The 9,944-nt window shown below is 73.5% G+C and carries 9 protein-coding genes; 2 read left to right on the top strand and 7 right to left on the bottom strand.

The features are described 5' to 3' along the window. Positions 1-52 precede the first annotated feature (52 nt). The 6 genes from efeB to ACRX5W_RS00475 form a co-directional block, all read right to left on the bottom strand. Positions 53-1,321 carry an iron uptake transporter deferrochelatase/peroxidase subunit gene (gene efeB, locus ACRX5W_RS00450; protein ID WP_436785848.1) on the bottom strand — a complete coding sequence of 423 codons (1,269 nt, stop codon included), beginning with the start codon at positions 1,319-1,321 and terminating at the stop codon, positions 53-55. 48 nt (positions 1,322-1,369) lie between these two features. Beyond that, entirely contained in the window at positions 1,370-3,166 is a 1,797-nt protein-coding gene (locus ACRX5W_RS00455) for a copper resistance protein CopC (RefSeq protein ID WP_436785849.1), read from the bottom strand. Beyond that, positions 3,156-3,842, bottom strand: coding sequence for a copper chaperone PCu(A)C (locus tag ACRX5W_RS00460; RefSeq protein WP_436785850.1), 687 nt, complete (start codon positions 3,840-3,842; stop codon positions 3,156-3,158). The genes ACRX5W_RS00455 and ACRX5W_RS00460 overlap by 11 nt, the downstream gene beginning before the upstream one ends. 48 nt (positions 3,843-3,890) lie before the next feature. Continuing rightward, on the bottom strand, positions 3,891-4,679 hold the full coding sequence (locus tag ACRX5W_RS00465) for an SCO family protein (protein WP_436785851.1): 789 nt from the start codon (positions 4,677-4,679) through the stop codon (positions 3,891-3,893). 21 nt (positions 4,680-4,700) lie between these two features. Further along, entirely contained in the window at positions 4,701-5,456 is a 756-nt protein-coding gene (locus ACRX5W_RS00470) for a YcnI family copper-binding membrane protein (protein WP_436785852.1), read from the bottom strand. 261 nt (positions 5,457-5,717) lie between these two features. Further along, positions 5,718-6,485, bottom strand: a complete 768-nt coding sequence (locus ACRX5W_RS00475; protein ID WP_436785853.1) for a hypothetical protein — start codon at positions 6,483-6,485, stop codon at positions 5,718-5,720. A 322-nt stretch (positions 6,486-6,807) separates the two neighbouring features. Here ACRX5W_RS00475 and ACRX5W_RS00480 point away from each other — a divergent pair, with 322 nt between their 5' ends. Both ACRX5W_RS00480 and ACRX5W_RS00485 read left to right on the top strand, forming a co-directional pair. Further along, on the top strand, positions 6,808-7,254 hold the full coding sequence (locus tag ACRX5W_RS00480; RefSeq protein WP_436785854.1) for an ATP-binding protein: 447 nt from the start codon (positions 6,808-6,810) through the stop codon (positions 7,252-7,254). A gap of 131 nt (positions 7,255-7,385) precedes the next feature. Next, complete coding sequence (locus tag ACRX5W_RS00485) at positions 7,386-9,632, top strand: hypothetical protein (protein WP_436785855.1); 2,247 nt, start codon at positions 7,386-7,388, stop codon at positions 9,630-9,632. On the opposite strand, the gene ACRX5W_RS00490 is transcribed toward ACRX5W_RS00485, so the two are convergent. Continuing rightward, entirely contained in the window at positions 9,573-9,899 is a 327-nt protein-coding gene (locus ACRX5W_RS00490; protein ID WP_436785856.1) for a hypothetical protein, read from the bottom strand. The genes ACRX5W_RS00485 and ACRX5W_RS00490 overlap by 60 nt on opposite strands. Between the last annotated feature and the right edge of the window lie 45 nt (positions 9,900-9,944).

Raw genomic sequence — 9,944 nt, forward strand, 5'->3', positions numbered from 1 at the left:
CATCCCGTTCCGGTGAATTCACCGTGCTGCCAACCGGTTTGGCGAAGCGCGCCTACGGACCCAGCAGCCCCTCGCCCACATAGCCGCCCTCCGGACATCCCGGCGGCGCGAGGAACAACCCGCTCGACTCGTGCCGCACGAACGCCGACAAGGCGTCGCCGCGCGCGAGCTTCTGCTGCACCCGCACGAACGCGTCCGCCGGGTCGGTCTGCCACGCGACGAACAGCAGCCCCGCGTCCGGCGCGCCGTCCGGACGGAACCCGTCGTGGTACGAGTAGCCCCGCCGCAGCATCGTCGCTCCCCGGTTGAACTCGGACGCCGACACTCGGATGTGCGCGTTCTCCGCGATCACCAGGCTCCCGTCCGCGGCCCGCGCGCCGTAGTCCGGTTCGGTGCGCTCGGTGCCGCCCGTCAGCGGCGCTCCGTTGTCCTTGCGGCGGCCGATCACCTTCTCCTGTGCCGCGGCATCGAGGGTGTCCCACGTGTCGAGGAGCATGCGGATGCGGCGGACCACCACGTACGAACCGTCGCGAGCCCACGATCGGCCGCCGGTCGCCGCCTCCCCGACGAAGATCCCGGCGTCGAAGTCCGCGTCGGACGGCTGCGGGTTGTTGGTGCCGTCGACCTGGCCCATGAGATTGCGGTGCGTCATGGGCTTCGCGGTCGCGCCGGGAGAGCGGGTGAAGCCGGTCATCTGCCACCGCACGCGCGCCGTGCCCTGGGCCAGTCTCTGCAACGTGCGTACCGCGTGGAAGCCCACGAGCCCGTCGTCGGCGCAGACCTGCACGAGCAGGTCGCCGTCGCTGCGCGCCGGATCCAACTCGTCGCCGGGGAAGACCGGGAGCGGTTTGAGTGCCTCCGGCCGCCGGTCGGCCAGACCGAGCTTGTCGAACAGCGTGGCTCCGAACGCGAACGTGACCGTCAGCGACGACGGGCCCGCGTCCGTCGCCACCTGGCCGTCGGCGTCCGGCGGTTCGCCCCGGCTCATGCGGGCCGCCGTGTCGGACCAGCGCCGCATCATCGCGGCCGCATTGGCGCGCCCGGCCCCCGGCTCCAGATCGAAGGCGAGCAGAACGGCGCGTGCCTGCACGGGCGTGGTGATCCCCGCCTGCCGGGCACCGTGGAACGGCACCGACGCCGCGCCCACCGACGTGAGCGCGACGGGACCGGCGTCGTCGTCGGCGAGTGCGACGCCCGCGGCGCCGCCGGCCGCGCCCACGACCAGGCCGCCCGCGCCGGCCGCACCCGCGACGCCGAGCAGGCGGCGGCGCGAGAGGCCGGCGGCCTGGCCCGAACCGTCGGCCCTGTCGGTGCTGCCCATCGTGTTCCCTTCGTCATCCCGCCCGCGCGGGCTTTGCCGTGCCACCGGTCAGCGCACCTTCAGCGGCACCGTCACCGTCGCCCGGTCGATGTCGGTCGTGCGCACGGCCACCGACACCTGCCAGGTCCCGGCCATCGGCATCGAGACACCCTGCGCCCGCCACTGACCGGGTGCGATGTGCTCCAGCGGCACGTCGATCCCGTCGATCTGCTTGTCCGGCAGCGAGATGCGCACGGTGACCTCGGGCGGATCGACCGGGTTGCGCAGCGGATCGCGGACGAATACGTCCAGCGTGTTCACGCCTTCCCGCGCGGGATCCACCGTCACGTCGACGATGCCCTTGCCGCCCGCGCCGCCCGCGTCGAACGGCGTGCTCACGGACGCCGTCTGCGGCTTCGCGGCCTGCTCGCGGTCGTACGCCGAACGCCCCGGCTCGGTGTTGACCAGTACCGCGGTCACCGACAGCACCGCGATCGCGAGGAGCGCTTCGGCGCCGACCGCGCTCCGCAGCGTGCGTTTGCGCGCCATCGGGTCACCGGCGCGCGCCCCGGCACTCGCCCGCAGCCGGGCCTGCAACCAGCGCCGCGCAACCCACGCCGCGGCGACCATGAGCGCCACGAAGTTGACCTTGAGGATCAGCAGCAGGCCGAATGTCGTGGAGAACAGCGCGTCGAACGACCCGATCTGTCGCCATGCCGCGTACAGACCCGTCACGACGAGCACGCACACGCAGATCATCGCGGTCTTCGAGAACCGCGCCACGGCCGGCACGTCGAGTGCGCCGGGCAGCTCCTCGCCGTCCTCGTCCTTGTCCGGCCCGAACAACAGGACCAGCAGCACCGCGAGCCCGCCCAGCCACGCGCCCATGGCCGCCAGGTGCGCGATGTCGGCGGTCACCGCGAGCGGGACCTGCATGCCGACCGACGCGTGGTCCGACAACGACCACGTCGCGGCCATGCCGAGGCACAGCAGCGCCCAAGCGCCGCCCAACGTCGCGCGCGCCCGGCGTGCGGCGGAGGGGAGCACCGCGACGAGGTATCCGAGCAGTGCCCCGGCCGCGCCCAGGATGAGGATGCGCACCGACAGCGCGCGTCCGAGCTTCGTCTCCAGCGTCGCCCGCAGCACGTCGAGGTCGAACGCGGAGGAGAACGGCAGCGCCGACGCTCTTGGCCCGTACAGCATCAGTGCCGCCACTGTGGAGACCAGCAGGCCCGCCCACGAGGCGAACAACAGCAGCCACACCCTGAACCTGCCCACCGCGGCGGGGCGCAGCGCGACGAGGAACAGCACCGCGCCGGCGAGCAGCGCGAACGAGGCGAAGGCGACGCCGCGGGCGATGCCGTCGACCAGCTTCACGGACGTCTCGCCGTCCTGCGCCCCTATGTTCGCGCTGCTTGCCGACGCGCGGACGATGTTGAAGGTGAACGCGCCCGCGATGGGGTGCGAATCCTCCGAGACAACGCGCCACGCGACGGTGTACGTGCCCGGTCCGAGGCCCGATTCCAGCTTCACCCGGACCGTCGACGGACCGCCGATCCCGTGGTCCGGGCTGCCGGTGTCGACGCGTTTGCCGTTCGGGTCGAGCACCTTGATCGAGCCGAGCCCGGTTTCGACGCCCTCGCTGTAGCGCAGGGTGATCGTCGCCGGCGCGGCCGGGACGGTGCTCCCGGCCGCGGGCGTCGTGGACACGAGATTCGCGTGCGCGGATGCCGGGCCCGCACCGCCGATCACCAGTGCGGCCAGCAGGACCGGCAGCGTGAGCAGCCACGCGAGCGGGCGCGCGATGCGCGGTCGCGGGACACGGACGTGCGGGACGCGTACCGGGGTCCGGGTGTCAGCCGCCATGACCGCCCGCGTGTCCCGCGACGCCGCCGGCCGAGCCGGTCGTCCACGTGTTCGGCACCGTGTCACCGCCCGGGACCACCGGGACCGCGGTGGTGGGCGTGCCCGGGTCCCCGGGCCGGTCGGCCATGCCGAGCACCGGCACCCGCACGGTCACCGAGCCGGACTTCTCGAAGGTCAAGGTCACGTCGACGATGTCGCCCTTCCTCAGCGGGCTCGCGGTGTCGGTGAACATGATGTGGGCGGCGCCCCGCGCGAGGACGCCCCGGCCGTGCGCCGGGATCTCGATCCCGTCCAGGTGCGCCATCGTGTTGTCGACCGTCTCGTGGAGTGCGGCGCTCGGGGCGAGCGGGGAGCTCACCGCCACCAGGCGGTCGGGGGTGTCGCCGTCGTTTCGCACCACGAGGTAGCCCGCCGCGATGCCGTCCTTGGCGGGCTGGGGGATGTACGGGTCGACGATCGTCAGCTTCGGCCCGGCCTCGGCCGCCGTGCCGGAGAGGCCCGGGCCGCCGGAGCCGTCGGAGCCGCACGAGACGAGGCCGATGCCCGCCGTCGCGGCGATCGCGCCGCCCGCGACGAGTGCCGCTGTGCGTCGCGAACGCAGCCTTGCCGTACGCACGTTCGGCCCCCCGGCCGCCGGTCCGCCGGAGCCCCGGCGGGTCAGCCTCGGGTATCTCACGGCGTGTTCCCCCCTGGGTTCAGCAGCAGCGGCAGGTCGTGGGCGAAGTCATCGGCGGTGACCCCGACGGGCGTGCCGTCCGGCTTCAGCCCGACGCTCGCGAGGTAGATGACGCGCGAGACGTTGTCGGGGGAGTACGCGATGACCTGCGTGCCGTGCGTGCTGGTGACCATCCCGTCGGCGCCGACCCGGGGGGGGGGGGGCGCCCACNCCGACGCTCGCGAGGTAGATGACGCGCGAGACGTTGTCGGGGGAGTACGCGATGACCTGCGTGCCGTGCGTGCTGGTGACCATCCCGTCGGCGCCGACCCGCGGCGGCTCGACCGCCACGCCCACGCTCTTCGCCGCCGCCTGGATCTGTTCGAACGGCCCGGTGAGCCCGACGAAACTCGGGTCGATCGCGTCCAGCCACTCGCGCAGCGCCGGGCCCGTGTCGCGCTCGGGGTCGGTGGTCACGAACACCACGTTCACGTTGGCGCGTTGCTCGGGTGTGATCTTGGTGAGCGCCCTGGCGAGGTCGGCCATGGTGGTGGGGCACACGTCGGGGCAGTGCGTGTAGCCGAAGTACAGCAGGGTGACCTTGTCGGCCGTGCGGGCCTTGAAGTCGTACGCCTGCCCCGACGTGTCCGTCAGCGTGAGATCGGGCTTCGCGATGGTTCTGTCCAGCTCGGTGCCGCGGTATTTCGACGGCGGACCGGAGGAGACGATCTCCACCGGCGCGCCGTTCGATGCCGCTTCGTCGCCGTCCGAGCCGCCGCAGCCGGTGGCGAGCAGCAGGCCCGCGGCCACCAGGGCCGCGGTCCTCACGAGTGCCTTGCGCATGGTTCTCCCGATCATCACGTGACGGTGTGCTGCGGATTAGCCGGCGGTCCGGCGCGAGCCGCGGATGATGCCGAACGCGCCGACGGCCAGGCCGAGGACGCCGACGACGAGGCCCGCGATGCCGAGCGTGCGGGCGGTGGAGTCGCTGGTGTCCTCGGACGCGGCCGAGACGGTCACCTGGCCGGCCGCCGGGTCGGCACCCGCCGAGCCGGACGGTGCCGGGGAGGCGCCCGACTCGGTGTCGGACGCGGGCACCAGCTTGAGCGTCGGGGCGGGCTTGTCCGGCTCCGAGCCGTCCGGGTTCGGGAGGTCGATCCAGCGCACGACCTCACCGTTGTCGTAGGACTGCAGCGCCTTGAAGATCAACGTGTCGGTGTCGGTGGGGAGTTGGCCCATCGAGACCTCGAAGTCCTCGAACTGTCCGGGGTTGATGCGCACGCCCGGGTTCGCGGTCCAGGTGACCTTCGAGACCGCCTCGGTGATCTGGCGCCCGTGCGACGTGATGGGCGTGGCCAGCGGCCTCTTCTCGATGGTGGCCGTCCAGCCCGCGAGCGGACGCGTGCGCACCGAGGTGAGCGGCTTGTCCTCGGGCAGGGTGACTTCCAGTTTGGTGGTGCCCGCGGTGTCGTTCTCGTTCGGCACGCGGAACGACACGGCCGCGTAGCCGCCCTGCTCGGCCTGGCCGGGCTGCACGGTGACGTGCGCGGACGCGGGCGCGGCGAGCCCGAGGACGCCGGCCGCGGAGACAGCGGCGAGAACCGTGGCGCGCCGGCGGATGCTGCTGAGCTGCATGGGTTTCAGAACTCCATGAGTGGGCGCACGCCGGGCGGCCCGGGCGGGCCGGGGCGTGCGGGAACCGGTGCCCGGACCCTGCGGGGGACGGGCGGGGCGGAAACACGGTCGAAGTCCCGCCTGCCGGTCCCGTCGGGGCACACTCGGGCCCGACCTGGGACACGCGTGTCCCGGTCGTCGCCGTCGGAAGGCCACCGGAGGTCGCCCGCGCGGCCACGGAGCCGGACGGGCGTCCGCGCACGCCCGAGCCGGGCGGCGCGTTCAGCAGGCGGTCGCGTACGCCGGCGGTCCCCTGCGTACGACCGCGTGCCGCAGGTGCAGCGAGATGGGCCGCGGCGAGGTCGCGCGCGTACGGCGTACCGCCACGGGCGGATGCCCGCTCGGCATCGTGCCGAACAACAGCGCGAGGACAGTGCGCAGCGGCGCCACAGCGGTCGCGGCAAGGCGCCGCAGGAGACGGAACAGCGCCGCCTCACCGCGCCGCAGCCACCACCCCGCGGCCAGCGCGGCCACCAGGTGCGCGGCGATCATGCCGAGCCCGCCGTCGAAGAGCGTGGCATTCGCGGCGTGCCCGGCGCCGGCTGTGTCGGGCAGCGCGCCGGGGGCGTTCGGGTCGAGCCCGGCCGCCGCGACGATCTCGTGCGGCGACCACCCGTCCGGGAGCACGATGTGCCCGTCCGAGTCGCGGCTGCCGCACAGCAGCCGGTCGAGGACGCTCAGACTGCCACCGGTACCGGTCCCGGCGGCGTGCCCGGCCATCGGCCCGGCCGTGGTTGCCATGGCCACGCTGAACAGCGTGTGCAGCGCCAGTTGCCCCATGGCGAGCAGCGCGGTGATGCCTGCCCACGAGCGCTCGCGCCCGGCGGCGGCGTAGGCCACGGCGGCGACCGAGACGAAACCCGAGGCGAGTGCCCACACGGGCAGCGGCTCATGGGTCATGAAGGCGTGTCCGGCCGCGGACAGCGTCACACACACCGCGGCGAAGACGGCGGCGCGTGCGGCGCGGAGGGGGCGGGACACGGCGAGCATGACGCCTCATGGTCTCAGAGCGCGTACGAGACCCCTCACCGGGGTTCCGGGGCCACGCGCTCGGCGGCGCGGCCCTGGACGGCAGCGGCACCAAGCGGTTCTCGGCCACGCGCTGACTCGATCCCTCGCCTCTCCCTCACGGTTCCCTCGATCTGCCCGCGCGGGCGGCGACAGGCGATACGGGAGGCGTCGGATGGGGAAAAAATCCATTGTTGACTTTTTGTGGGATTCGGGTATATGCGCTGAGTCTCTTTCTCGCGAGACGTCAAGTGTCTCTGTGAATTCGATACCCGATTGCGACCCTCTGAGCGGAGGCCCGTTCATGGACATGCGCTGGACCATCCACCTCCCCCGGGAACGAGCGAGCGTGCCCATGGTTCGACGCCTGCTGATGGGGGCCATGGAGACCGCAGGCGTGGATCCGGGAGTGGCCGCCGAGATCGGGCTCGCGCTTTCGGAGGCCTGCGCCAACGTCGTCGAGCATGCGCACGGCACGCATCCGGATACGCAGTTCGAGGTCCGGGCCCGCATCATCGGCAGTCGATGCCGCATCGAAGTGAGCGACACTGGACCCGGGTTCCCGCCCGAGCGCCTCGGCACCCCGCTCCACCACGTCGCCGCGCCCGGAGCCGAGAGCGGGCGCGGGCTCCTGCTGATCGAGGCCATGTCCGACCACGTCCAGCTCCGCAACCATCCGCGGAAGGGCGCGGTCATTCGTTTCGAGAAGTCGCTGCGCTGGCGCAAGGACAGCCTTCTGCCCACCGCGTGACGCCGCCCGGCCCATCTGCTCGCGTACGCGCCCCACCCGTCCCCGCCTGCCGTCCGACCGTGCCCCGCGTGGCCGTCGACCGCTCCGCATAGCCTGGTGCCCCCGCACCGGACCGTACGAGGAGCCCCGACGTGACGCCCCGCCCCGCCAGGTACCTCCTCGCGCTGTGCGCCGTCGCCGCCGTCCTCCTCGGAGCACTCGCCGTCCCGGCCGATGCCGCGGACGAGGATGCGGCGCGAGCCGAGCACGTCGTATTCATCGGAGCGCCGGGCCTGATGTGGTCCGACGTCAGCGCCTCCGGAACGCCGAACCTGGCGGCACTCACCGGCCGCGCGTCCTCCGCCGCCCTGTCGGTGCGCACGGTCGAGTCGACCACGTGCCCCACCGACGGCTGGCTCACGGTCGGCGCCGGGGTTCGCGCGACCGACGAGCGTCCCGGCGGGGAATGCGCGCCGACGCCCGTCCCCGAGGTCACGACCGACGGCACGGTCACGGTTCCCGACCTGCCGCGTATCGCCGAACACAACGGCAAGTACTCCTACGATCCGGAGCTGGGCGCGCTCGCGGCGGCGGTCACGGGCTCGGGCGGATGCGTCACCGCCGTCGGCCCCGGTGCGGCGGTCGCCACGGCGGACAAGAACGGGCGCACCCCCGCGGCGTATCTTCCGGACACCTCCGCGCTGGACCGGGAGGCAATGGCCCGCTGCGCGCTGACGCTTGTCGATCTCGGCGCGGCTGTCGGCGGCACGCTTCCCGGAGCCGACCCTGTCGAGGGCACGCTCACCGGGGCGGGCCTCTTCCAGAGCACGTCCACGCGCGACGGCCGCGCCCGGTCCCTCGACGCCGCACTCGGCCGGATCATCACCGAACTGCCGCCCCGCACTCAGGTCGTCGTCGCGGGCATCGCGGACGACGGTGGCACCCCTCACCTGCGCGTGCTCATGGTGTCGGGCGAGGGCTTCACGTCGGGCCTGCTGACCTCGACGTCGACCCGCCAGGACGGTATGGCCCAGTTGACGGACATCGCGCCGAGCCTGCTCGCGCCGCTGGGAATCGACGCACCGGGGGAGATGGTCGGGGCGGCGGTGAGCCGGACCGGTGGGCCGAGCGGCGCCGAGGCCGTGCACGACCTGCGGCTCTTGGACGTCGGTGCGCAGGCCGCGCGCGTGGTCCGCGAGACGTACCAGTTCTTCACGTGGCTCACGCTCCTGCCGCTGGCGGTCTTCGCCGCCGGCATCGGGTGGTCGCGGCGGTTGCGCCGTACCGGCGCGCCGGACGCGTCCCGCCGCCGGGTGTTCCGCGTGCTCCGGGGCGTCGCCGTGGCCGCCGCGTCGGTTCCGGCCGCGACGTTCCTCGTCGGGCTGTTCCCGTGGACCGAGGCGGGCAGCCCCGAGGCCGCGATCGTCGGGCTGTCGCTCGGCGGCGCGGCAGTGCTGACCGCGGCCGCGTTCGCCTGCCCGTGGCGCCGGCACCCGTACGGCCCGCCGGGATTCGTGGCCGCCGCGACCGTCGCGGTCCTGGGCGGCGACGTCGTCACGGGCTCCCATCTCCAGCTGAACACCCTTTTCGGTCTCTCTCCGCTCATCGCGGGAAGGTTCTACGGCTTCGGCAACGTCGCGTGGTCGGTGTTCGGCATGGTCGCCCTCTTCGCCGCGGCCTGGCCGGTCGGCCGCATGCTCGACGCCGCGGGCCGGTCGGACCGTGAGGGGGCCTCGCGGCGCCCGGCGATCCTCGTGCTCATCGCGTGCGGCCTGGCCGCGGTCGTCATCGACGGCTGGCCCGGATTCGGCAGCGACTTCGGCGGCGTTCTCGCGCTCGTCCCGGGCTTCGCGGTCCTGGGCCTGCTGCTCACCGGGGTGCGCATCTCGTGGGCGAAGGCCGGCATGGTCGCCGCCGGGGCGGTGGGCACCGTCGCGGTGATCGCCGTGCTGGACTGGACGCGTCCCGCCGACAGCCGCTCGCACCTGGGCAGGTTCGTCCAACAGGTGATCGACGGCGATGCGGGCTCGGTCCTGCGCCGCAAGATCAGCGACAACCTCGGTTCGTTCGATTCGCCGGTCAGCTACCTGATCCCGGTGCTGATGGCCCTGGCACTGACCGCGCTTCTGGCGCCCGAGAGGATGCGGGCGAGCGTGCTGCCGCCGGCGTACGAGCGGATCAGCTGGCTGCGGCCGGTCCTGATCGCCTGCTGGGTCACCGCCGTGGTCGGCTATGCGGTCAACGACTCGGGCATCCAGATCCCGTCCGTCGCGCTGCTGATCGCGGTGCCGCTCGCCGCAGCCGTGCTCGCGTCGGTCGCGGCCGAGCGGGTGCCCGGGTCAGGGCAGGTCGCGGGTGTCCCGCCGCGCGCGCAGGCCGAGCCAAGCGGCGCCGAGTAGCAGGGCGATCCCGGCGTACGGCCCGACCGTGCCGCGCAGCGTCCGGGCGAAGCCGTCGACCGCGTCCGGCAGCGCGATCGCGCGGCCGGGCACGTAGGCGCACACCAGCACGGTCGTGCGGGCGAGGAGGAGCCCGTCGGTCGCGGTCGCGGCCAGCAGCATGAACGGGGCCCATGCGGCCAGGTCGTACCACGGCAGGCTGTACGGCGCGGTCAGCAGCCACGCGACGGTCAGCAGCGCGGCGGCGCCGGCCGCGTCGCGCAGCACCGGATCCGTGCCGACCGGCCCGGGGGGGGGGGGGGGGGGGGGGGG

Source organism: Yinghuangia sp. YIM S10712, from assembly GCF_051388935.1.
Classification (GTDB): domain Bacteria; phylum Actinomycetota; class Actinomycetes; order Streptomycetales; family Streptomycetaceae; genus Yinghuangia.

What these genes read in the sequence shown, in the direction of transcription:
- efeB (WP_436785848.1), bottom strand. Translation starts at nt 1,321, where the DNA reads ATGGGCAGCACCGACAGGGCCGACGGTTCGGGCCAGGCCGCCGGCCTC.
- ACRX5W_RS00455 (WP_436785849.1), bottom strand. Translation starts at nt 3,166, where the DNA reads ATGGCGGCTGACACCCGGACCCCGGTACGCGTCCCGCACGTCCGTGTC.
- ACRX5W_RS00470 (WP_436785852.1), bottom strand. Translation starts at nt 5,456, where the DNA reads ATGCAGCTCAGCAGCATCCGCCGGCGCGCCACGGTTCTCGCCGCTGTC.
- ACRX5W_RS00475 (WP_436785853.1), bottom strand. Translation starts at nt 6,485, where the DNA reads ATGCTCGCCGTGTCCCGCCCCCTCCGCGCCGCACGCGCCGCCGTCTTC.
- ACRX5W_RS00480 (WP_436785854.1), top strand. Translation starts at nt 6,808, where the DNA reads ATGGACATGCGCTGGACCATCCACCTCCCCCGGGAACGAGCGAGCGTG.